The sequence below is a fragment of the Arthrobacter sp. AOP36-F1-5 genome (assembly GCF_058137995.1).
The window spans coordinates 324,463-347,839 of the sequence record NZ_CM176892.1 but is presented as its reverse complement, the minus strand read 5'-3'; the positions used below and the strand labels follow the sequence as shown (position 1 = coordinate 347,839).

Annotated in this window: 21 protein-coding genes; 8 read left to right on the top strand and 13 right to left on the bottom strand. The window is 66.1% G+C overall.

What is annotated here, in order from left to right:
• Position 1 precedes the first annotated feature (1 nt).
• The 3 genes from AC3ZI9_RS01680 to AC3ZI9_RS01670 form a co-directional block, all read right to left on the bottom strand.
• Positions 2-718 (bottom strand): ABC transporter permease, encoded by a 717-nt coding sequence (locus AC3ZI9_RS01680; protein ID WP_443383228.1) that lies wholly within the window; start codon positions 716-718, stop codon positions 2-4.
• A gap of 71 nt (positions 719-789) precedes the next feature.
• Positions 790-2,097, bottom strand: coding sequence for an ABC transporter ATP-binding protein (locus tag AC3ZI9_RS01675; RefSeq protein ID WP_443383225.1), 1,308 nt, complete (start codon positions 2,095-2,097; stop codon positions 790-792).
• 1 nt (position 2,098) lies between these two features.
• Complete coding sequence (locus AC3ZI9_RS01670; protein ID WP_443383096.1) at positions 2,099-2,740, bottom strand: ABC transporter permease; 642 nt, start codon at positions 2,738-2,740, stop codon at positions 2,099-2,101.
• Between the two features lie 299 nt (positions 2,741-3,039).
• Here AC3ZI9_RS01670 and AC3ZI9_RS01665 point away from each other — a divergent pair, with 299 nt between their 5' ends.
• Both AC3ZI9_RS01665 and AC3ZI9_RS01660 read left to right on the top strand, forming a co-directional pair.
• Positions 3,040-3,594, top strand: a complete 555-nt coding sequence (locus AC3ZI9_RS01665) for a type 1 glutamine amidotransferase domain-containing protein (RefSeq protein WP_443383093.1) — start codon at positions 3,040-3,042, stop codon at positions 3,592-3,594.
• Between the two features lie 47 nt (positions 3,595-3,641).
• Positions 3,642-4,217 (top strand): Dps family protein, encoded by a 576-nt coding sequence (locus AC3ZI9_RS01660; protein ID WP_443383091.1) that lies wholly within the window; start codon positions 3,642-3,644, stop codon positions 4,215-4,217.
• 86 nt (positions 4,218-4,303) lie between these two features.
• On the opposite strand, the gene AC3ZI9_RS01655 is transcribed toward AC3ZI9_RS01660, so the two are convergent.
• Entirely contained in the window at positions 4,304-4,633 is a 330-nt protein-coding gene (locus tag AC3ZI9_RS01655; protein WP_443383088.1) for a DUF1905 domain-containing protein, read from the bottom strand.
• A gap of 190 nt (positions 4,634-4,823) precedes the next feature.
• Between AC3ZI9_RS01655 and AC3ZI9_RS01650 the strand changes: the two genes are divergently transcribed.
• Positions 4,824-6,431 (top strand): amidohydrolase, encoded by a 1,608-nt coding sequence (locus tag AC3ZI9_RS01650; RefSeq protein WP_489923752.1) that lies wholly within the window; start codon positions 4,824-4,826, stop codon positions 6,429-6,431.
• A 33-nt stretch (positions 6,432-6,464) separates the two neighbouring features.
• Positions 6,465-7,235, top strand: coding sequence for a YggS family pyridoxal phosphate-dependent enzyme (locus AC3ZI9_RS01645; protein ID WP_443383082.1), 771 nt, complete (start codon positions 6,465-6,467; stop codon positions 7,233-7,235).
• A 28-nt stretch (positions 7,236-7,263) separates the two neighbouring features.
• Here AC3ZI9_RS01645 and AC3ZI9_RS01640 read toward each other — a convergent pair whose 3' ends face one another.
• Positions 7,264-8,217 (bottom strand): acyl-CoA thioesterase, encoded by a 954-nt coding sequence (locus tag AC3ZI9_RS01640; RefSeq protein ID WP_443383079.1) that lies wholly within the window; start codon positions 8,215-8,217, stop codon positions 7,264-7,266.
• A 59-nt stretch (positions 8,218-8,276) separates the two neighbouring features.
• On the opposite strand from AC3ZI9_RS01640, the gene AC3ZI9_RS01635 reads away from it, so the two are divergent.
• Both AC3ZI9_RS01635 and AC3ZI9_RS01630 read left to right on the top strand, forming a co-directional pair.
• Positions 8,277-8,744, top strand: a complete 468-nt coding sequence (locus AC3ZI9_RS01635; RefSeq protein ID WP_443383076.1) for a DoxX family protein — start codon at positions 8,277-8,279, stop codon at positions 8,742-8,744.
• 57 nt (positions 8,745-8,801) lie between these two features.
• Positions 8,802-9,269, top strand: a complete 468-nt coding sequence (locus AC3ZI9_RS01630) for a pyridoxamine 5'-phosphate oxidase family protein (RefSeq protein ID WP_443383074.1) — start codon at positions 8,802-8,804, stop codon at positions 9,267-9,269.
• A gap of 25 nt (positions 9,270-9,294) precedes the next feature.
• Here AC3ZI9_RS01630 and AC3ZI9_RS01625 read toward each other — a convergent pair whose 3' ends face one another.
• The gene (locus AC3ZI9_RS01625; protein WP_443383071.1) at positions 9,295-10,137 is read right to left on the bottom strand and encodes an SDR family oxidoreductase; all 843 of its coding nucleotides are present in this window, start codon (positions 10,135-10,137) and stop codon (positions 9,295-9,297) included.
• An 82-nt stretch (positions 10,138-10,219) separates the two neighbouring features.
• Here AC3ZI9_RS01625 and AC3ZI9_RS01620 point away from each other — a divergent pair, with 82 nt between their 5' ends.
• Complete coding sequence (locus AC3ZI9_RS01620) at positions 10,220-10,804, top strand: TetR/AcrR family transcriptional regulator (RefSeq protein ID WP_443383068.1); 585 nt, start codon at positions 10,220-10,222, stop codon at positions 10,802-10,804.
• On the opposite strand, the gene AC3ZI9_RS01615 is transcribed toward AC3ZI9_RS01620, so the two are convergent.
• The 6 genes from AC3ZI9_RS01615 to AC3ZI9_RS01590 form a co-directional block, all read right to left on the bottom strand.
• Positions 10,801-11,844 carry a LacI family DNA-binding transcriptional regulator gene (locus AC3ZI9_RS01615; protein WP_443383065.1) on the bottom strand — a complete coding sequence of 348 codons (1,044 nt, stop codon included), beginning with the start codon at positions 11,842-11,844 and terminating at the stop codon, positions 10,801-10,803. The genes AC3ZI9_RS01620 and AC3ZI9_RS01615 overlap by 4 nt on opposite strands.
• A gap of 21 nt (positions 11,845-11,865) precedes the next feature.
• Positions 11,866-13,401, bottom strand: a complete 1,536-nt coding sequence (locus AC3ZI9_RS01610) for an arylsulfatase (RefSeq protein ID WP_443383063.1) — start codon at positions 13,399-13,401, stop codon at positions 11,866-11,868.
• Complete coding sequence (locus AC3ZI9_RS01605; RefSeq protein WP_443383060.1) at positions 13,388-15,244, bottom strand: glycoside hydrolase family 35 protein; 1,857 nt, start codon at positions 15,242-15,244, stop codon at positions 13,388-13,390. The genes AC3ZI9_RS01610 and AC3ZI9_RS01605 overlap by 14 nt, the downstream gene beginning before the upstream one ends.
• 61 nt (positions 15,245-15,305) lie before the next feature.
• Positions 15,306-16,238, bottom strand: a complete 933-nt coding sequence (locus AC3ZI9_RS01600; protein WP_443383057.1) for a carbohydrate ABC transporter permease — start codon at positions 16,236-16,238, stop codon at positions 15,306-15,308.
• Between the two features lie 110 nt (positions 16,239-16,348).
• Positions 16,349-17,218, bottom strand: a complete 870-nt coding sequence (locus tag AC3ZI9_RS01595) for a carbohydrate ABC transporter permease (protein WP_444566384.1) — start codon at positions 17,216-17,218, stop codon at positions 16,349-16,351.
• The gene (locus tag AC3ZI9_RS01590) at positions 17,219-18,529 is read right to left on the bottom strand and encodes an ABC transporter substrate-binding protein (protein WP_443383052.1); all 1,311 of its coding nucleotides are present in this window, start codon (positions 18,527-18,529) and stop codon (positions 17,219-17,221) included.
• Positions 18,530-19,114: 585 nt separating this feature from the next.
• Here AC3ZI9_RS01590 and AC3ZI9_RS01585 point away from each other — a divergent pair.
• Positions 19,115-22,003: an exo-alpha-sialidase gene (locus AC3ZI9_RS01585; protein ID WP_444566385.1), complete on the top strand. Its 2,889-nt coding sequence runs from the start codon at positions 19,115-19,117 to the stop codon at positions 22,001-22,003.
• Positions 22,004-22,063: 60 nt separating this feature from the next.
• Here AC3ZI9_RS01585 and lhgO read toward each other — a convergent pair whose 3' ends face one another.
• Positions 22,064-23,269: an L-2-hydroxyglutarate oxidase gene (gene lhgO, locus AC3ZI9_RS01580; protein WP_444554109.1), complete on the bottom strand. Its 1,206-nt coding sequence runs from the start codon at positions 23,267-23,269 to the stop codon at positions 22,064-22,066.
• Positions 23,270-23,377 lie beyond the last annotated feature (108 nt).

The window sequence follows — 23,377 nt, the reverse complement described above, 5'->3', positions numbered from 1 at the left end:
TCTAGAGTCCCTTCGGGCGGGCAACATGCTCGACGAGCCGTCCCAGCCAGTCAATGACCAGCGCCAGCAGGGCCACCAGCAGCGAGCCGGCCACCAGCACGGTGCTGAGGTTGAGGTTGACACCGGTGACGATCAGGATTCCCAGTCCGCCACCGTTGATGAAGGCAGCCAGCGTCGCGGTCCCCACCAGCAGGACCAGTGCGGTGCGGATGCCCGCAAGCATCACCGGTACGGCCAACGGCAGTTCCACCTTGAACAGCACGGCACTGGAGCTCATGCCCATGCCGCGTCCTGCCTCGATGAGCCGCTCGTCGACCTGGCTGAGTCCAACCATCGTGTTGCGCAGGACGGGAAGGATCGCATAGGCGACCAGCGAGACCACTGCAGCGTTGAAGCCGAAACCCAACCAAAAGGCCAGCAACACGACCAGACCGATGGCCGGTGCCGCCTGGCCGATGTTGGCCACGGCCATCACCGGGCCGCTAAATTTGCGCAGCGGCCCCCGGGTGAGCAGCACGCCCAGCGGGAGGGCGATGACCAGCACGATGACGGCCGCCACGATGGTGAGCTTGAGGTGCTCGAGGGTGTACCCCCACAGTTCGCCGGGATCGAGGGTCGCTTTTTCCGTCGCGCTCAAATCGCTCAGTCCCAGCCAACCGATGAGCAGCAGGAAGGCGATGGCAATGCCGGCCAGCTGCCACCAGAGCGCCTTGGCCATGCCTCCATCCACCGCCCGGGACGCCTCGCCGACGGCACCGGCGTCCGCGCCCGTGGTGGTCTCCAGGGAGCTCATGGTTGGCCACCATCCTGCGGCTCGCCGGGTGCTTCATCGTCATCAGTCCGCGACGCGTTGCTCCGCCCGGACGCCGCGACCGCTGCATCCACAGATGCTGTCGGGATGGCGCCGCTGTTCAGGCCCACCGGGGAAGCGGCATCGTCCCTGGCCGCTTCCTGGGCCGCATGGATGGACTCCATGACCGTGTCCACGGTGACCAGGCCACGGAAGACATCGCGTCTGCCGACCACCAACGCGGCACTGACGCTGTTGACCAGCATGACGTCCAGGGCGTCATTGAGGGTCGAACGGTCCGAAACCACCGCGAGGTCGGGATCGATCTGGTCGGTGATGACGTCCATGCGGCTCAGCTCGCGTCGGGACAGCCATTGCGCGGGGCGTTCGCGTGAATCGAGCACCACCACGTTCTTCTTCCCCTCCCCCTGCAGGCGCGAGAGGACATCGGAGACCGTGTCACCGGCGACCGCGGTGACCGCTTCCTCCAATTTCACGTCCTCCACGCGGTTGAGCGTGAGCTGCTTGAGCCCGGCGCCGGAACCGATGAAGTTCTCCACGAATTCGTTGGCCGGGTTGGCCAGGATGCGCTCCGGGGAGTCGTACTGCACCAGATGCGCCCCCTCGTCGAACACGGCGATCCAGTCACCGAGCTTCACGGCCTCGTCGAAGTCGTGGGTGACGCAGACGATGGTCTTCTGGAGTTCGGACTGGATGTTGATCAGTTCGTCCTGCAGCCGCTGACGGGTGATCGGGTCCACGGCGCCGAAGGGCTCGTCCATCAGCAGGATGGGCGGGTCGGCGGCCAGGGCGCGAGCCACCCCGATGCGCTGCTGCTGCCCGCCGGAAAGTTCCTTCGGGTAGCGGTCGCGGTAGGTATCGGGGTCCAGGGAGACGAGTTCGAGCAGTTCATCCACGCGGTCGGCGATGCGCTGCTTGGTCCAGCCGAGCATCTTGGGCACCAGGCCGATGTTGGTCGCCACCGTCATATGCGGGAAGAGGCCGCCGGCCTGGATGACGTAGCCGATCTGCCGACGGAGCTTGTCCCCGTCCATCGCGGTGACGTCCTGGTCGTTGATGACGATGCCGCCGCCGGTGGGTTCGATGAGCCGGTTGATCATCTTCAGGGTCGTGGTCTTGCCACAGCCCGATGGGCCGACGAACATGACGATCGACCCGGCGGGGATCTCCAGGGTCAGCCCGCCCACGGCCGGTGTGGCCTGGCCGGGATAGCGCTTGGTGACTTCCTCGAGCAGGATGGCGGCGCCCGTGACGCCGTTCTCGGAGCCTTGGGTGGTTGGTTTCAAATCAGACACGGATACCTCGCGGTGTGGTGAGCCGACCAATGCCGACAAGCTGCAGGTCGAGGATGAGGGCCAACAGGATGACGCCGACGACGCCGACGACGACCGACTCGAGCGCGTTGGCGCCCCCGAGCCGGGACAGACCGGAAAAAATGAACCCGCCCAGGCCGGGACCCAGGGAGTAGGCGGCGATGGCGGCGATCCCCATGACCATCTGCGCCGAGACGCGCACGCCGGCCAGGATGACGGGCCACGCCATGGGGATCTCCACCGTGGCCAGGGTGCGGAAGCGGCTCATGCCGATGCCGCGGGCCGATTCGACGACGGACGGCGGGATGCCGGCCAGGCCAACCACCGAGTTGCGCAGGATCGGCAAGGCGGCGAAGAACGTCACGACCACGACGGCGGGGGCGACACCGAAGCCCATGGGGGCGATGAGCAGGCCGATCAGCGCGAACGACGGGATGGTCAGGCCGATGGCGGAAATGCTGTTGGCTGCCCCGCTGGCTGCCTTGCTCCGGTAGACCAGGGCCGCCAGGACGATGGCGATGACCGTCGCGAGGATCAGGCATTGGACGACCAGGCTGAAGTGCTGCCAGGAGTCAAAGAGTATTTGGCGGTATCTATCGCCGACGAATTCCCACATGTTCAGACCCTCTTCACACTGGCTCCGGTAGGACTTTCGACGCGGCCCGAAGGGCTGCGTCGTCCAGTCCCACCGTAGCCACGTATTTCCGATCGGGGGGCCATTTCGGCATAAAACCGTCTTCTGTTACCGGCTCGTCACCGAAAAGCGGCAGTCCCAAGCTCCCTTCGCGCCACGGAATCCCCGCGCAAAGCCCGCGGATCCAGCCTGACGCCAAGGCAGGATATTCCACCTTGCCAGCGCACCGGAGCAGTGGAAGGGTTGGACCCAGTGACTCCCCTTCGAAAGGAGCATCAATCATGGCCAACCTGAACGGCAGGAAGATCCTCGTCGCGGTCTCGAACCGCGGCGTCGAGCAGGACGAGCTCACGGTTCCGCTGCAGCGGCTGCGCGCCGCCGGAGCAGAGGTCACCGTCGCCGCGCCGAAACCCGGCGAGATCGAAACCCTCGTCAGTGATTGGGAACCCGGAGACCGGGTTCCGGTCGATGCCACCCTCGCGGACGTGGAGGCTGCCGACTACGACCTGCTGCTGTTGCCCGGTGGCACACTCAATGCCGACGCCCTGCGTCTGGATGACGAGGCCCAACGCCTCGCGAAGTCCTTCGCCGCAGCGTCCCGCCCCGTCGCCTCGATCTGCCACGGTCCGTGGCTGTTGGTGGAGACCGGTCTGACCCGCGGCAAGACGCTCACCTCGTATCTCTCGATCAGAACGGATGTCGAAAACTCCGGCGGCACCTGGAAGGACCAGGAGGTCTTCCGCTGCCCGGCGGAAGGCTGGACCCTGATCACCTCCCGGAACCCCGGGGATCTGGATGCGTTCACCGCAGCGATCGAGAACGAGCTGGCGGCCTGAGTCCGCCGAGGAGCCCGCAGTACCCGTCAATGGAAGGAAGCAGAACCATGGCTACGAAGAACAAGAAGAACGCCACCTACACCGTCCCGGGCCTGAGCCTCAAGGACGGCCACCAGGTCGGCGAGACCCTGCAGATGCGCCTCCACGCGCTGAACGACCTGCAGCTGACCCTCAAACATGCCCACTGGAACGTCGTCGGCCGCGATTTCATCGGCGTCCACGAGATGCTCGACCCGCAGATCGACACCGTTCGCGGCATGATCGACACCCTCGCCGAGCGCATGGCCACCCTCGGGGTCTCCCCCAACGGGCTCCCCGGGGCCCTCGTCGCGGCCCGTCCCTGGAATGACTACGAGATCGGCCGCGCCGGAACCACCGCGCACCTGGCTGCCCTGGACGTCGTCTACACCGGGATCATCGAGAGCCACCGCAAGGCCATCGGGATCGTCGGGGCGTTGGACCCCATCACCGAAGACCTGTTGATCGGTCAGGTCGGCGAACTCGAACTCTTCCAGTGGTTCCTGCGCTCCCACGTGGAGAACAGCGACGGCGATCTGGCCGACGCCGGGGCCCGCACCGAGAAGGGTGCTGCCGCCAAGGCCAAGGGATCCTCGAAGAAGTAGCGTCGGTGCCGGTTTTCACCGGTTGCCTAAGGAACGGCGGCGGGTCGTGGGTTCATCGCCCACGGCCCGTTTCCGTGCCCGGGCCTTCAGGTCCCCCCGAGCTCGAGCTCCACGGTGACCTCCTCGTCGAGGTCGATCCCCTCCGCCTGCCGGACCGCCGTCTTCAGCGGAACCAGATAGCCACCGTCCTTCGGAAATAGAGCCGTGGTGAAGCGGGTGGAACCGATTTTCGCGGCCACCGGGATCATCCCCCACCCATAGGTGACCTGGGAGGCGACGTCATGGATGTAGGCTGCCGCCTCATCGGGGACCCGCAGATAATAGAAGGGTGCCGGCCCGCGCCAATAGAAGACCACGCCGCCAACCTCCAGCAAGCCGTCGTCGTTCACCGGTGTTTCCCGGGGGATCGCCATCATGCCCCTCCTCCATGCTGGAGTCTACGACCGTCGGCGAGCGCGGCACAGGGCTACCCGTCGTCGCGGTGGGCCCGGCCCCGGCAAACACCCGGCCCTGCCCTAGAGTGGCCGCAGGACGCAGGGGTCCATCCGGGCATCAGCCGACGTGATCACCTGCGTTGACCTGTGATCTTCTGCAAAGGACCCGTGAATGCTTGAGCAACGCCTGTACGTGAACGCCACCTTCCACACGCAGTGGGATGGATATCCCCGGGCGACGGCGTTGCTGGCACGCGGCGAGCACATCATCGCGGTGGGCACCCCGGAGGATCTCCGGGGCCAGGCCACCGGAGCCCTGGAAACGATTGATCTCGGCGGGGCAACGGTGATCCCCGGGCTCACCGATGCCCATATCCACACGGCCAACTACGCCCGTGAGAGCGCCGCGCTCGACCTGCGGGGCACCTCCTCACTGGACGAGGCCCTGGGCAGGATCAGGGTCCACGCCTCGAGGCTGCCGGCGGGGGCCTGGATCTTCGGGGGCCGGTGGGACTTCAATACCTGGGATGTGCCCGTCCAGCCCGATCGGGCGGCACTGGACTCGGCGACCGGTTCACATCCGGCAGCCCTGCCCAGCATCGATGGGCATACGGTCTGGGCGAATTCGGCGGCACTGGCCCTGGTCGGCATCGACGCGTCCACCCCCGATCCGGTCGGTGGTCGGATCATCCGCACCCCGGACGGAGAACCCACGGGGATCCTCCGGGAGGCAGCGCATGCGCCCCTGAGCGAGATCATGCACGGTGACGCGGCCGGGGATCTACAGTCCCAGCTCGCCTCCGCCCAGGAGCGGTTGCTGGCGGCCGGGCTGACCGCCGTCCACGACTTCGACGGCGAGGAATGCCGCACCGCCTACGAGGGACTGCGCGCGCGTGGCGATTTGCGGCTGCGGGTGCATAAATCGATTCCGGCGACCTCTCTGGACCGGGCCATCGACGAGGGCCTGGCCACCGGCTACGGCGATGCCTGGTTGCGGACCGGGCCGGTCAAACTCTTTTCCGACGGTGCCCTGGGATCCCACTCCAGCCACATGGGTTCGCCCTTCCCCGGTGACGACGGGAACACCGGGCTCGAGGTCACCCCCTACCCCGAGCTGCTCGCCCTGGTCCGGCGGGCCGCCGGTGCCGGCATCGCGGTGGCGACCCACGCCATCGGGGACCGGGCCAACCAGCTCGTCCTCGACGCCTACCAGGATCTGGCCCTCCATCCGCTGCATGGTTCCGCGGCCCCGCGGGCCTTGCGCCACCGGATCGAACACACCCAACATCTGCGCCGGGAGGATATCGCCCGGGTGGTCCGCCTGGGCGTCGTCCCGTCCATGCAACCCACGCATTGCCCCACCGACATCACCCTGGCCTCCACCCTGCTGGCCGGCCGCGATCTGGCCTCCTATGCCTGGCGCTCGCTCATCGATGCCGGCGCGTTCCCGGCCTTCGGCTCCGATGCCCCGGTCGAACTCCCCAACCCCCTGCACGGCATCCACGCGGCCGTCACCCGCCAGCGCCCCGATGGCGAACCCACCGGTGGTTGGCAGCCCGGCGAGCGGATCACCGTCGCCGAGGCCATTGCCGGTTTCACCATCGGAGCCGCCCATGCCTCCGGCGAGGAGGACCTGAAGGGACGGTTGCGTCCGGGCATGCTGGCCGATTTCACCGCCCTCGGAGCCGACCCCTACACGATCGATCCCGCGGAACTGCGCGATGTACCGGTCCGGGCGACGGCCGTCGGCGGGGTGCTGCGCTACCGCGACGACGCCTGAGTGGAGCCCCGGACCAGGGCGTATGGTTCAACCATGAGCACCCCCATCTACCCTCCCGCCGACACCCGGGAGGATCTTGCCAGGAATCTCCACGCCGTCCAGGACCGGATCTCCACCGCCGCCCGGCGGGCCGGCCGCTCCCCCGGGGAGGTTCGCCTCCTGCCGGTCAGCAAGACCATCGACGAAGCCCATATCCGGTTGGCCGTCGACGCCGGCTGCCGGTGGTTGGGTGAGAACAAGGTGCAGGAGGCCCACCGCAAATGGGAGGCGATGTCCGATCTGGAGGAGGTCAAATGGTCGGTGATCGGGCACCTGCAGACCAATAAGGCCAAATTCGTCGCCCGGTTCGCCAGCGAGTTCCAGGCCCTGGACAGCCTGCGTCTGGCCGAGGCGCTGGATCGCCGGCTGCAACGCGAGGGCCGCGGTCTGGACGTCTTTGTCCAGGTGAACACCTCCGGCGAAGCCAGCAAATACGGGATGGAGCCCGAGGAGACAGCCGGCTTCATCGCCGAATTGCCGGCATTCAGTACCCTGCGGGTCCGCGGACTCATGACGCTCGCCGCATTCAGCACCGACCAGGAGCGGGTACGCCGCTGTTTCTCCACCTTGCGCACCCTGCGCGATCGGATCCGCCAGGACGCCCCGGATCCGGCGGCCTTTGAAGAACTGTCCATGGGCATGTCCGGGGATTTCGAGTGGGCCATCGACGAAGGCGCAACGGTCGTGCGGGTGGGCCAGGCGATCTTCGGGCCACGGACGCTCCCCGACAGTTATTACTGGCCGGCGGCCGGCACCGACTCCTGACCCCGGGATGCCACCGGTTCCGCGCGGGCTAGTATTTTCGTTCGGTGGCGAATTGCAGCGGGGGAACCTCGGCCCGCCGGAGGATCAGTTCCAGCGCATGGTCATCAAGCCGCCGGTCCTCCTCGGTGACCGGAACCCACTGCGGGATCGGGGAGGCATGGCCGCTTTCGTCGCGGGACACGAAGATGCTCATGCAACGGGTGGTTTCCCGCCAGGCCTCCGAGCGCGGGTCCCGGGCCCTGACGTGTACCGCGATATGCATGCTGTGCGGGCCGGTGTGGATCAGCCGGGCCTCGAGTTCGACGACGTCTCCGATGTGGATGGGGTTCAAAAAATGGATGCCACCCGAGTAGACGGCCACCGAATCGCGTCCGCTCCAGCGCGTGGCACAGGCCCGGGCGACCTCGTCGATCCAGCGCATGACGATCCCGCCGTGGGCGTTGCCACCCCAGTTCACATCGGTGGGTGAGGCGAGGAACCTGAACATCTCCTGCGGGGCCGTTCCGGCCTCCGTGTATTTTTGGGCCCGCATCAGGTCGCGGATGGCTGCCCGGGCCTCCACCCGGTCCTCGACCCAGCGGGCCAGCTGCTCCGCCTCGGGATCGGAGGCCTCCCACGGTTGGACGGGTTTGGGTCGGCTGTCCTCATCCATGGCGACGAAAGCCAGAATGCAGTCCATCGCGGGCCGGAATTCGCGTTCACTGACATCCGCGGCGTCGACGGTGACCACCACCTGCATGCTGGTGCGTCCGGTATGCACGATCCGGGCGGTGACCTCGATCAGATCGCCGTTGCGGATGGGACGGGTGAAGTGCACGTTCCCGACGTAGGCGGTGACGCAATAGCCCCCGGCGTATCCGACCGCACAGGCGTACCCCGCCTGGTCGATCCATTCCAGGATCCGGCCGGCCTGGACCGTCACGCCGTCCTCGGACACATCGGTGGGGGCCGCTAGGAAACGCAGCTTCATCACGTCGTTCATCAGTAGATCGTATCCATGCCCGGCCCCGGTCCGGACATCGGCACTGCTAGCCTTCCGTCATGAAGCGTCCGTTCGTGCAGAGGGCCCGAAGCATGGTGGCCCGCCCCACGGGGAAGGTCTCACGGCCCCGATTCGTCGGCGCCGTCATCCTCGGTGCGTTCCTGGTCTTCGCCGGGACCAGCCATCTGAGTTTCGCCCGCACGGAATTCACGGCTCAGGTGCCGCAGTGGGTCCCCCTCGATGCCGATGTCGTGATCCTGGCCTCCGGAGTAGTGGAAATCGGTTTGGGTGCGGCCCTGGTGTTCTGGCGTCGACGCCGCGTTCTGGTGGGTTGGGCCGTTGCGGCCTTCTTCCTTGCGGTGTTCCCCGGCAACATCGCCCAATACGTCACTGGTACCTCCGCGTTCGGACTCGATAGTGATGGTTCGCGGCTGGTCCGCCTGTTCTTCCAGCCCGTCCTGATGCTCTGGGCCCTCTGGTCCACGGGGGCTTGGAGGGCACTGCGCACGGCCCTCCGGGGTCCCTGATCCCGGGGTCGGCTCCCGCCCTACCAAAGTCCGGCCGCCGAGCCTATGCTCGGGACCATGACGAAGGATCAGGGTTCCTCCACACAACGCCTCGAGGTCAACGAATGCTGGACGTTGCTTCGCAGCGTGTCGGTGGGCCGTTTGGCGGTCTGGGTGGAGGACCACCCGGATATTTTTCCAGTCAACTACGCCGTCGACCACGGAACCGTCGTTTTTCGCACCGGTGCGGGAACAAAACTTTCCGCAGCGTTGGGGGATCACCCGGTGGCCTTCGAAGTGGACGGCGTTGACCAGTCCACGGGTGTCGCCTGGAGCGTCAATCTCAAGGGTGCCGCCGAACTGCTCAAGTCCACGGAGGAGCTCGTGGAGAGTTTCTCGCTGATGCTCTTCCCGTGGGAATCGGGGCATAAGGACGCGTTCGTCCGCATCACCCCCACCTCGACCACCGGCCGCCGGTTCACCATTTCCGAACCCACCGAATGGTGGACCATCAATTCCCGGGCTCCCCGCACCGCCGACGAATAGGCCGCCCTGCAGCCGCGCCGGGATCTCAGCTCTGCGCTGAGTCCGTCGAAGCTGCCTCCCGTTTCCCGCCCGAGCGTCCGACGAAGGCGTCCATGGTGTTGTTCACCCCCAGCAGGTTGGCCACCTTGTCGAAGAGCGGCACCGGCAGGATACGCAGCGGAGACAGGGCATGGACGGCGCGGGGCATGACGAGCTTCTGCTTGCCCGCCTCGATGGCGTCGAGCATCCGGGTCACCACGTAGTCGGGTTTCAGGATCGGCAGGATCAGCGGGAACCTGGTCTTCACGCCCTCGAACATGCCGGTGGAAATGTAGTAGGGGCAGACCACCAGGGAGTTGACCCCGGTGCCGTCCTTGGCCAGTTCGACACGCAACGATTCGGCGAATCCGAAGGCCGCGAACTTGCTGGCCGAATAGTCGGTCTGCTTCGCCACCCCCACCATTCCCGCGGCGCTGGAGACCGTGACGATACTGCCGTGCCGGCGTTCGATCATTCCGCCCAGGAAGGCCCGGGTGACCCAGTACAAGGCCATCACGTTGACCTGGATCGTGGCCTCCAAGGCCTCCTCGGAGGCGTCGAGCAGCCGTTTGCCGCTGACGACGCCGGCATTATTGACCACGACGTCGACCTCGCCGGTCTGCTCCGCCGTGGCCCGGACGGCGGCCCGGTCGGTCACGTCCACCGCGAAGGCCTCGGCGTCGGCCCCCAGCGCCCGCACCTCGTCACGGACTGTCCGTCCGGAGGCTTCCGACAGGTCCCAGATGATGATGCGGGCCCCGCGGCGTGCGGCGCCCAGTGCCAACAGCCGGCCGATGCCGCTGCCTCCACCGGTGATCAGGACGGTCTCGTTCTTCAAGGGGTGGCGCATGGTGCTCCTCGTTCGGTGGAGTTAACGATCTTCAACTTACATTGAACCAGCGTTCGATGGATGACAAGGCTAGGGTTGGTTCATGGGGGGAATCAAGAAGCCCGAGGGCGAACGACGCAGGGACATCATGGACGCCGCCGCAAAGGTGGCACTGGACGGCGGGATCGAGTCGGTGACCTCCCGCAGCGTGGCTGCCGAAGCGGGGCTGTCGATCGGCCTGGTCTACTTCTATTACGAGTCCAAGGAAGGTCTCCTGCACGCGCTGTTGACCCACCTGCTGGAGACCATCCTGGGTGGTCCCCCGCCCGGTTTCGGCGAGGATCTCTCCCCCCGGGCCGCCCTGATTTCGATGGTGGCCCAGCAGATCCATGCCCTGCCCGCCCGGCGCGGTGAAGTCGACCTGATCTTCCAGTTCTATTTCCTGCGTCACCACGACGAATACCGCGCGCCCATCAACGCCGCACTGGACCGCTACGCGGCCACCCTGGAGCCGGTCACCGAGCGGCTGGTCGAAGGCACCGGCATGTCAGGCCCCGCGTTGCGTTCCACCCTGGCCTCACTCATCTACGGAGCGGCCGTGAACGTGGCCCGCCAGCCGGAGGAATTCAGCCCCGAGCTGCTGTTGCAGGTCGTCTCCACCCTGGTCCCCGAACACCGGGGGCACTAGCCGCCCGGCGGCGGGGCCGTACTGGAGCGGATGATCAGTTCCGGGGCCACCCGTTCGGAGGAATGGTCCGGTTCCGGGTGGGTCATCTGCCGGATCAGATGGGCCACCGCCTGCCTCCCGGTCTGCTCGAACGACTGCCTGATCGTGGTCAACGGCGGCTGGCTGTAGGCGGCCAGGGCGATGTCGTCGATTCCCACCACCGACACATCCTCGGGCACCCGCCGGCCGAGCTCATGCAAGGCACGCAGTGTCCCGAAGGCCATTTCGTCGCTGGCGACCAGCACTGCGGTCACCTCGGGCATCCGCCCCAGGAACTGGCCATTGCGGTACCCCGACTCCGGCGTCCAGTCACCGTGGAGTTCGGGCGGCACCTCGCAGCCGGCTTCCTGCAACGTCTCCCTCCAGCCGGCGACCCTTGTCGCCGAATCCGACCATTGATCGGGTCCGGCGATATGCCAGACCGTCCGGTGCCCCAGTTCGAGCAGGTGGCGGGTGGCCAGCCGGGCCGCTTCGGCCTGGTCCACGGCCACGACATCGGCGGCAGAGGTCCGCGAACCGTCCACGGTGACCGTGGGAACCCGGCGGGTGATCCGTTCGAGGGGTTCGTCGACGTCGATCAACGGCACCGCGATGATCAGCCCATCGACCCCCTGGTCCACGAGCCGGGTGACGGCCTGGCCGATGGCGGAGGAAGCCAACGAGTCGGTGGTGGTGTTGTTGACGAGGTAGCCGTGGGCGCGGGCCTCCTTCTCGATGCCCAGGGACAGCGAAGCCCGGGAATAGAAGTCCGTGGCCAGGGTGAGCACCCCCAACGTCTTGCTTTGACCGGTGACCAGGGCCCTGGCGGTGTAGTTGCGCCGATACCCCATCTCCTCGACCACCGTCATGACCCGGTTCCGGGTCGCCGGCTGCACATGCGGGTGCCCACTGAGCACCCGCGACACGGTCTGCGCCGAGACCCCGGCCGCCTGGGCCACATCGCGCATGGACGGGGCACGCCCCACCGGCATGGTCATGCCTCCACGTCCCCTCGTCATCATCCGGTCTCCTTGGGTTCCAGCCTAGGCCCGGGCAGCTTCATCGGCGGGGAGCGCAACGTTCGCGGCCGCCGCGGCCACCCGCTGGCGGGTCTGACGCAGGACGGTCACCGGTTCGGCGCCCACCACCAGCTCCCCGGCCTTGACGAATCCCTCTTCCCGGTCCTCCAACGCCGAGATCAGCCGCCCCCGGCAGCGCCGTTCGTCGTCCAGGACCGCCGGTTCGCCGATGAGGTTGTGGAATTCACCCGGGTCGGCGTCGAGGTCGAAGAGCTGTTCGGCGCCGCTGCCCGAGGCCCAGATGTATTTGAACCGCCCGTCGGTGATCCATTGGATCGACTGGCCGAAATAGGTGTGCTCGCCGTGCAGGTGCGTCCTGGCCGGGACCGGGCCTCCGGCCAGGTGCCCGGCCAGCGAGAGACCATCCACCGTGGCGGGGATCTCGACCCCGGCCAGGTCCAGCAGGGTGGGCATGAGGTCACGCAGTTCCACGACGTCGTCCACGGTGGAACCGTTCGAGGCGGCCGGGCTGCGGGGGTCGTGGATGATCAGCGGCACCCGGGCGGAGCCCTCGTAGGGCACGGCCTTGCGGAACATCTGGTGGTCCCCCATCATCTCGCCGTGGTCGGAGGTGAAGGCAATGACCGTGTTCTCGTCCAGTCCGAAGTCGGCCAGGGATTCGACGATGCGGTTGAGCTGTAGATCGAGCTGGGTCATCAACCCGTAATACCCCATGCGGGCCCGGCGGACGACGGCGGGAGGTAGCTTCGCGACGGCCGCCTGGTAGTCCCCGTCCCGGCGGTGCTCCTGCCAATCGGAGATCCAGTCCCCCACGGGCAGTTCGTCCTCGGGCACGCAGGAATACTGGTCCATCGCCCAGGCCGGTGGATCGTAGGGCGGATGGGGCCGATGGAAGGAGAGGTAGAGGAAGAACGGGCGGGTGGGGTCCCGGCGGTACATCCAGTCGATCGCCTCGGTGGCCAGCCAGTTGGTCGGATGCACCCGTTCGGGTTTGTCCCAAGGGCGGGCGGCCACCGAATTGCAGTTCACCCCGGAATCGAAGTATTCCTCGTCGGCGGCGATGCCGGGCTGGCGGCGCAGCCACGGGACGTAGTCGTCGAAGAAGCGGAAGTCCTGCCGATGCTCCCCGCGGGCATGGTGGAGGTACCCGTCGTGCAGTACGACGTCGTCGAAGCCCACCCGGGCGCGTTCGGGGTAGACATGCATCTTTCCGATGGCCTGGGTGTGGTAGCCGGCGCGGGAGAATTCCCCCGCGAGGGTGACCGGGTGGGCCGCGGCAAACGGAACACCTTCCTCGTAGCCGACCCGGCCGTGGCGTTCCTGTGACTGGCCGGTGAACAAGGCGGCGCGCGCTGGAACGCACGTGGGCGTCGCCGAGTAGGCCTTCGTGAAGCGGGTGCCGCGTCGGGCCAGTTCATCCAGGTGCGGGGTCTGGACCTGCGGGTGGCCCGCGATCGACAGGCAGTCCCCCCGCCACTGGTCGGCGCAGATGAGGATGACGTTCGGCCGTTCCGCGGTGCCCGCATTAGAAGGTTTCAATGAAGACCTCCGGGGGACCGAGTTCTGGTTCCTGCACGATCCGGACCTGGTCGCCCAGGCCTTCCAGCTCGAGGACGGTCAGGGTGTTGGCCCCTGGAACCAACAAGGGCGCCGGCAGGTACAGCGTGGTCTGCGGTCCACGGTTCCAGTAGCGCCCGAGCAGGAAACCGTTGACCCAGAGGAATCCCTTCACCGAACCGGGCAGGGACACGAAGGCATCCGCTGTGTCGTCGACCATCAGGGTCGCCTCCGCCAGGCCGGTTTTTCGGTTCTGCACAGTTTCCCCGGGGGTGGTCCGGGCCGTCGCCAACAGTTCGGCAGGCCCCGGTTCAGTCAGGGCCACGTGGCGGTGGTTCCAGCCGCTGACCAGTCGTCGCCCGATGAGGACCCCGCCGGTGATGCCCTTGGACTCCCCCAGCCGGGGGCCGTAGTTGATGCGCCCCTGGTTCTCCACGACGATCTCCAGCTCCACCCGCTCCCCCGCACCGGTGAGTTCGATGACCGCCTGCGGGTCGTTGCGTTGAAGCACCCCGACCAGGGTTCCGTTGACATGGACCTGGGCCCGGTCGCGCAGCCCCAGGATGCTGATGGTCGTCGGGCCCTTCGGCAGGATCGGCCGGGCACTGTAGAGCACCAGTCCGGCATCGGCGTCGAGCTCTTCGAACGTCAACGGGTGGGCCGAGGCGACCGGGGTTCCCGCCCCGCGCAGCACCGGAAGCAGACCTGCCCTGCCCTCCAGGGGCAGGCTCGTCGCCGGCAGGGTGGCCGGAGCGGCCAACAGTCCGGCGGGGACCGGTTCGGCTCCGGGGCCGAGCAGGACCTCGCGCATGGCATGGAACTTCGCGGTCAGCGCCCCGTTTTCGGCCACGGGGGCGTCCGAGTCGTAGCTGGTGATGGTCGGTTGGTATTGGCCCTCGTCGAAGTTCGCCCCCGAGGTGAGACCGAAGTTGGTTCCGCCATGGGCCATGTACAGGCTCACCGATCCGTCGGCTTCCACGATCTCGCGGATGATCCCGGCCGCGTCGCCGGGCTCGCGCACATGGTGCTTTTCGCCCCAGTGGTCGAACCAGCCGTTCCAGAATTCGGCGCACATGAAGGGATCCCCGGGGCGGCGTCCGCGCATCAACGCGGCGCTTTCGGCCACCCTGCTACCGAAGGTCGCCGTCGCGAACGTCCCCTCGAGGGTGCCGCCGTCGAGCATCAACTCGGTGGGCCCGTCGGCGGTGTAGAGCAGTTCGGTGACCCCGCGGGCCAGCAGTGCCTCGCGCAGCCAGGCCATGTATTCGGCGTCGTCGCCGTAGCTGCCGTATTCGTTTTCGACCTGCACGGCGACGATCGGCCCCCCGGTCCCCGACTGCCGGGACACCAGTTGGGGCATGACCAGGTCCAGCCAGCCGGCGACATCGCGGGTGAAGTCATCGCTGAGGCAGCGCAGGCGTCCCCTCCTGCCGTGGGTCACCCAGACGGGGAAGCCGCCGTTGTCCCATTCGGCGCAGATGTAGGGGCCCGGCCGGACCATGACGTCCAGGCCCAGCTCCCCGGCCAGATCGATGAACCGTCCCACATCCCGCCAGCCGGTGAAATCGACCCGGCCCTGGACCGCCTCGTGGAAGTTCCAGGGGATGTAGGTGTCTACGGTATTCAGCCCCATGGCCGCCAAGCGGGCCAGCCGGTCCCTCCACTGGTCGGGGTGGACCCGGAAGTAGTGGAGGGACCCGGAGAGGATCCGGTGGGGTTCGCCGAAACGGAGGAACCCCCCGTCGTGGATCGACAGCGCCGCCGGGGTCGGCGACGAGGCCTCCGTGTCCAGCGGCGCGGCGTGGGGGCGCGCTTCCTGCAGCATTCCTACTCACTTTCCATGGGGGTTGCATTCCGGTGGCCGTCCGGAAGGGTGGGTGGCCTCGTTATTTACTGGCGCCGAGCGTCATGCCCTCGATGATCCGGCGGCCCAGCCAGATGTAGAGCAGGATCATCGGCAGCACCAGCACCAGCACCCCGGCAAAGAGTCCGCCGTAGTCGGCTCCGTTGGTCTGTTGCCGGGCGATGAAGTTCAGCAACGCCACCGGAAGGACCTGCTTATCCGTGTCCTGGATCAGCACCAGGGCCAGGAACGTCTCGTTCCAGATGTTGATGGCGTTCAGCGTCAGCAAGGTGATGATGCCGGACCGGGCCAGGGGCATCATGATCTGCCAGAACGTCCGCAGCGAGGAGCTGCCATCCAGGGCCGCCGCCTCTTCGAGATCGTTGGGCAGGCTGCGCATGAACCCGGTCAGCAGGATCACCGTGAAGGGGATGTTGGCCCCCAGCAAGGCCAGGAAGAGCCCCCACAACGAGTTGATCAGATGCAGTTGTTCCAGCATGACGTACAGCGGGATGATGATCACCTGCACCGGCACGCCGATGCCGATGGCGAAGAGGGCGAAGATCGTCCCGGAGACCTTGCGGGTGCTGCGGGCCAGGACGTAGGCGGCCGGAGCGGCCAGCAGCATCAGGGTGATCGACCCGCCGACGGTCATCAGGGCGGTGTTGAACGCGGCAATGCCGAATTCGCCCTCGAATAATGCGGTGGCGAAGTTCTCGAAGGCCGGCGGGATCGGTAGCCCCCACGGTGTTTCGAAGATCGCCCGGTGGGTCCGCAGCGAGGTCAGCAACACCCACAGCAGGGTGCCGACGTTGAAGGCGGCCAGGATCCAGACCAGCACGATGCCGACGCTGCGGACCTTTCCGGTCGCGCCGATCCTGGCGGTGGAGCCTGTCTTGCGCGGCGGTGGCGGCGGGGTGTTCTCGGGATGTTCCTGATGGGCCGGGGTGGCCCGGTCGGAAAGCAGGGTAGCCATGGATTCCTCAGTACTCGATCGGTTCGCGGCGGGTGGCCCGCTGGAGCGCGAAGACGAAGACCATCACGGCCAGCACCGTGACCACTGCGGCTGCGGAGGCGTAGCCGAATTCAAAGGCCGGTGTCCGGCCCCCCGAAGGTCTTCCCGTAGATGAACAGGGCGCTGTTCCACACGTTGGTCGGTGGCATATCCGCCGAGGTGCCTCCGAAGGCATAGATGAACTCGAAGATCTTCAGTGAACCGATCGTCCACAACACCGCTGCGGCGGTAACGACATCCCAGGTCAGCGGCAGGGTGACATAGCGGAACCGTTGCCAGGCCGTGGCACCGGCGAGGGCGCATTCCTCATAAAGATAGATGGGGATCTGGTCCACTGCTGCCATGAGGATGGTGACGTAGAGGCCGAGGTTGATCCAGATCAGCCCCACCACGATGATCAGGAACAGATGGTCACCCAGCCAGTTCGGTCCCTCGGGGATCCCCACACCGCGGAATGCGGATTCGAGTAGTCCGTTGGACTGGAAGATGAAGCCCCAGAGGATGGAGAGCACGACCGGGGAAATGATCACCGGGAAGAAGACGACGTTGCGGATGAATTTCCGTCCGCGCATCTCCCGCAGCACCATGGTCAGGCCGAAGGCCACGGCGAAGACGGCGATGCCGCCGACCAGGAGGATGATCAGGGTATTGGCAAACGCCTGGTGGAAGACGCTATCGCCCAACAACCGGCTGTAGTTCTCGAAGCCGACCATGTCCGGCTCGCCCATGCCGTCCCAGCGCATGAACGAAATGACGAAGGAGGCCAGCGCCGGCCCGAGGAACAGGATCCCGTAGGCGAGCAGGGCCGGGATCAGGAACGGCCAGAAGATCCGGCGACGCCGCTTCTCCATGGGTGACTCGGAGCGGCCCGCCCGACGGCGGGCCGCTCCGTGCCGGGCGGGCCGAACGGGATGTTCGGCCGCCCGGGTGGCGAGGGCCATCTAGTTCTGGCCCTTCCAGTAGTTCGCCTGGGCCTTGGAGATCTTCTGGGCGAAGCCCTTGGCGTCGGTTCCCCCCGAAAGGTAGTCGCGGACCGGGGCGGCGAAGACCTCCGGGACGATGCCCGCGTAGTCGACGTTCACCCCGTCCAATGCCAGCACGGGGTCCTCGGCGGCGATGGAGTCACCGATGTTCTTCAGGTCCTCCGGGACCTCCACATCGTCGCGGACCGACATCGCGCTGGAGCTGGTCACGTAATCCTCCTGGTATTGCTTCTCCAGGACGAAACGGATGAAGGCCTTGGCCAACTCCTTATGCTTTGCCCTACCCGGGACCGAATACCCGGTCAGGCCGATCTGCGCGTTTGCTTCGCCCGAGGTCCCCGCGGGGATCTCCAGTGACGCGAAGTCGAAATCCTTGCCCGCACTCTTGGCGGTTTCCTGCGGGATCCAGGACCCGTTGAGCAGGAACGTCGCCTTCCCGGTGGCCCACCGTTCCTGGATGGCCGGGAACTTCGAACCGAAACTGCCGTCGGCGAATGACTCCGGGGGGACGACGTCACGGATCTTCTCCACGGCAGCCATCACGTCGTCGTCCATCCAGGCCTCACCGGACTTGTCCTCGACCGTGGCCCGGAACTTCTCGGGACCGAGTTCACGCATCAGGATGCTGCTGGCCCAGAGGGTGGTGTAGTACGGCACGTCGCTATCCAGTGCCACCGACCCCTTGCCTTCCTTCGTGATGAGGGCACCGAGATCGTCCAGGGTCTTCGGGGCGTTGCCTTCCAGCTCGGAGTGTTCCTTGGCGTCGTACCAGATGCCGATTCCGAGCACGGAGTAAGGAATCATCCAGACTTCGCCGTCGTCGTTGGTGACCAGGTCCTCGAACCGGTCCACGCCGGCGTCGGCCAGCGAGGAGTCCTCGTTGATGCTCTTTTCGGTCATGACCGAGCTGAGGTCCTCGCCCTGGCCGTCACCGACCAATGGCGCCAAGTTGTCCAGCGCCGATTCGACGACATCGGGGGCGTTCGAGCGCATCGCCGGCGCCAGCTTCTGGGTGACCTGGCGTCCCTGCCATTCCACCTCCACCGTCGCTCCGGTTTCCTCCTCGAAGTCCTCGATCGCTGCCGAAATCGCCTTGGCCTGGGGTTCCTTCTCCTGCCAGTACGACCAATAGGTCATCGTCTTTCCGGAAAAATCGCCGTCGGCGGCGTTGGCGGCACCCGACGACTCGGCATCTCCTCCGCATCCGGTCAGCGCCAAGGCGCCCGTCACGGCAATGGCGGTGAGGGCGCCGGCCCTCGAAGTGTGCATGGAACGCATCGTCTCTCCCGACTTCTCCAATGTGGTGATCCACGGATGTTATGGATCACTTACCTATGTTTACCCATGAAGAGTGTGAGCGCAAGCACATTCCCGAAAAGACCAAAACTGTGCGCCTCGAAATGAGGGCAAACCACAAAAGGGACGAAAACTTCTTTGATTTCATGCGCTTCCACGAACACATAGGGCGCGGGAAGGCCCCTGGGGCCATCATGGCCAATCCACGCACAGGTCCCTGATGACCCGAATTTGAGATCAGAATACGAAATGTTATCTGTATCAGAAATAAATACTTCGCCACGAGTTCACCGCACGGAAAGCCAGACAGGATTCGACGCCGTACCGGGATCGTGTCGACAAGGGGGCGCGCCGACCACTCCCGGAGAGTCAAACCTCGCTTGCCCAAAAGTCACACAGCCTTCCCCTTCTGGCCCAATCCAGAAATCTGTGATCCAGTTCATACAGTACATCGGACATCCCACCTCCCATCTATTCCATTTGCTTCGTTCGAAAGGTCTCTGCATGCACCACGCCCCAGCGGTTCCCCCTACCCGTCGTCGACGGTCGGCACCATGGATGGGACGAGTTCGCCACCTCTTCATCACCGGTGCAGCATTGGGGCTGGTGCTTCCGGTCGCCATCGCCGTCCCTGCCACGGGCGACACCACCACCCCGGGGGGCGATCCGTCAGCTGCCCCCGGGGTATTCAATGAGCAGAACCTCGCAGCCGACCGGACAGCAGAGGATTTCTTCTACCGGATCACCGCTCTGACGCATGTTCGTGACGGAGTATTGCTGGCTGCGTGGGATGCCCGACCGGACAGCGCAGCCGATGCACCCAACCCGAATTCAATCGTCATGCGGCGCAGTACCGACAACGGCAAGACGTGGGATTCCATGTCGACGATTGCCGCAGGCCATCCCGGTGATGCGACCGGGAAGAAATACGGATACAGCGACCCCAGCTTCGTCACCGACCACGAAGCCGGCAAGGTCTTCGCCTTCTTCGTGTATTCCAAGGATCAAGGTTTCCACGGCAGTGCATTCGGCAACGATGATGACGACCGCCAGGTCATCAGTGCTGCCGTTGCAGAGTCCACGGACGAGGGCAGGACGTGGTCCGAACCGCGGCTGATCACCGACGTGGCGAAGCCCGGAGCTTCGAAGACCCCATCCCCCGGCGATGTCCGCAGCATGTTCGCCAGTTCCGGAGAAGGAATCCAGCTACGCCATGGTGAACACCGTGGACGGCTCATCCAGCAGTTCGCCGGCGACGTCCAGCAATCAGACGGCACCCGCGCCATGCAGGCCTATTCGGTCTACTCCGACGACCACGGAGCGACTTGGCACCGCGGTGAACTCGTCGGCACCGGGATGGACGAGAACAAGGTCGTCGAGCTCTCCGACGGCCGTGTCATGCTCAACTCCCGCGATTCGAACGGAGGCGGATTCCGGAAGGTCACCATCTCCGAGGACGGCGGCGAAACCTACGGACAAGTCACCGCCGACCGACAGCTACCGGATCCCACTAACAACGCGGAGCTGACCAGCATGTTCCCGAATGCCGCCGAGGGTAGCGACGACGCCCGGAAACTGCTCTACACGGGGGCCAACTCACAGACTGAACGCGAAAACGTTTCGGCCAGGGTTTCCTGTGACGACGGGGCCACCTGGCCTGGTCTGCGGACCATTCGGTCCGGCACCTCCGCTTACTCGTCCACCACAGCCCTGGACAGCGGGATCTTCGGTACCTTCTACGAAGCCGGTTACACCAATGACCTGCGTTTCTCCGCCTACGACCAGGACTGGCTGAATGTCGTGTGCGCACCGCTTGAGGCCGAACCCCTGGAGATCGACCCGGATGAAACCGCCAACGTTCCGGTGACTGTGACGAACCAGGAAGCAACCCGACTGCCAGCAGGCCAACTGACCATCTCCGGCCCCGCCGGCTGGACGGCCAAGACCGTCGAGGTCCCCGCCGTCGCTTCCGGCAAGAGCACCATGGTCGAGGTTCCCGTGACCTCCCCCGCCACGGCCAACGGCCCCGTCCAGCTCCAGAGCGTCTTCACCGCCGCCGACGGGAGGGAATCCCAAGGTCCGGTCACGGCAGAAGTCGAGGGCAAGACCATCGTGGGTATCTCCGTCGAGGGCGAACAGACCGACTCGAACCGGGATGTCGACGCCGATCCGTATGCGGCCCGGGACCAGGTCCCCTACAGCTTCGTGGTGTCCCATACCGGAAATGTCACGCAATGGGTGGTGCCCACGGACGGAAACTTCGCCCCGTTCGCGGCCCAGCCCGTCGGGGACCCCAGCCCGGCAGGCAACTGCCGTTATGGTTCCCTCGCCGTGGGCACTTCCTACAACTGCACGTCTCCACGTCACACGGTGACCGACGACGACGTCGCGGACGGTTTCTTCGTCCCCCGAACCACCTGGACCGTCGGACAAGTCCCGGAATACACGAATATCGACCAAACCCTCGAAGTCACCGGTGAGGAAGTCGACGTTCTCCGCCGGGCACCGGAGCTTTCTGAAACCCACGACGACGGGGCTTTCATCGACGTGGACGGTGACGGGTACGCCAGCACCGGAGATACCGTCACCACGACGCTGACTCTGGAGAATACGGGCAACGTGCGGTTGACGGACGTGACCACGGGCGACCATACCGCGGCGAAGGAACTTTCCACCGGCGGAACGACGACCCATGAACTGCAGCACACGGTGTCCTCCGAAGACGTCGAGTCGGGTGCCATCGCGGCCCAGACTGTGAAATTCACTGCAGCCAATGGGTCGAAGTCGACCTCCCTGACGGCCAAGCTTGCTGCCATTTCCTTGGACGTGTCTGAAGATATCGACCCTGGAGCACCCAGCGACAACGAATCCACGGCGCCGACAGCAGCATCCCTGTCCCACGACAACGGGTGGGACACCGGCCTCCAGGATGGCGATTTTACGGTCAGCATGAACCTCTGGCACGGGTCCAATGCCAGCTTGTTCCGTCTCTACGAAGATGGCGAACTGGTTTCCGTCTCGAAGCTCAAGGCCAAAACGCCGGAAGCACAGAAGGCCTCCTTCTCTGTTGAGGGGAAAAAGAACGGCACCTACACCTACACCGGAGAGCTGGTGAATGCCGCTGGCTCGACGAAGACCGCGCCGCTGAAGGTCAGGGTCACCGACGCGGCCCCGGCGCTGCCGGTTCTCAGCCGCGACCACCAGGGAACCGGCGGGGACTACACCTTGACCGCCAACCTCTGGTGGGGCACCAATGGCGAGACCTACCGACTTCTGGAAGACGGTCGGCAGATCGCCACCGGGAAATTGGACGCCAGCAGCCCCGCAGCCCAGCAGGTCGAAGAAAAGATCTCCGGGCGGAAGTCGGGGACCTATGAGTATGTCGTCGAATTCTCCAATGCCGCCGGAACCACGGCCAGTAAACCGCTGATGGTCAAGGTCAAGTAGCTCAAGCCCACTGCGTGGTCCTCGGGTGGGGCACTCCTCCCGTGCCCCACCCGGCGTCGTTCAGCCTCCGGGGGTGATCCCCAGATGATGTTCGAGCACGTATTCGGCGATCGCCATCGCCGAGGTCGCCGCCGGGGAGGGGGCGTTGCGCAACAGCGTGACGGCTCCGACCTGGTCGACGGCGAAGTCATCGACCAACGACCCGTCCTTGTCCCAGGCCTGGGCCCGCACCCCGGCCGCCGATTTCGAGGCCAGATCCGCCGGCAGCAATTCGGGGACGAAGCGGCGGGCCTGCTGGAAATAGAGCGGTTTGACCAGGGAGGCGGAGATCTCCCGGACCCCCATCAGCCAGTGTTGCTTGGCCAGGGCCGGAGCCCCGGGCCAGCGCAGCGATTCGAGGGTGTCCCGCATCGAGACCTGCCGCCACCGGTATCCTTCCCGCGCCAGGGCGGGCACGGCATTCGGGCCGACCTGGACGTCGTCGTACACCCCGCGGGTGAAGTGGACGCCCAGGAAGGGGAAACGCGGGTCAGGAACCGGATAGATCATGCCCTTGACCAGGTCTTGGCGGCCCGGGGCCAGGGCCCGGTATTCCCCGCGGAAGGGCAGGATCCTCGGCGACGGGGAGGCCCCGACCATCCGGGCGATCACGTCGGACTGCAGACCCGCACAGACGATGAGTCGGTCGAAGACATGGGTCCCTGCCGTGGTTGAAACGCTCACTGATCCGCCGGCGGTGGATACCGCGGTGACTTCCTGACCCAGCAGGACGGCCCCACCTCCGCGACGGACGTCATCGGCCAACGCCTCGGTGATCGCCGAATAGTCCACCACCGCCGTATGCGGTGAATGCACCGCGGCGACCCCGGCGACATGGGGTTCGATCTCACGCATCGCCCCGGCATCGAGCCGCCGCACGCCGGGGACCCGGTTCTCGCGGGAGCGGCGTTCGATCTCCTCCAGCCGGGGCAGCTCGTCCTTCGTGAGGGCGACAACCAGTTTGCCGAGCTCGCGGTAGGGCAGGGAACGCTCGCGGCAGAAGTCGCGGGTCATCTCCCGGCCCCGGCCGCAAAGGGTGGCCTTGAGTGAACCGGGTGGGTAGTAGAGCCCGGCATGCACGACGCCGGAATTATGGCCCGTCTGGTGGGCCGCCAGACGTGCTTCCTTCTCGAGCACCGTCACCTCGACGTCCTCGGTGGCGGTCAGCGCCCGGGCGATGGCCACCCCCACGATGCCCCCGCCGATGATCCCGACCCGTTCAGCCATGCTGGTCCCTTTCGTCGCCGGCACCGTGCTGGCCCGTCCTGGCCCACCTGCCGTAGGTCGATTCTTGCACCGTTGCCGGAATCGGGGGCCTCCTGCGGTCCGGATTCA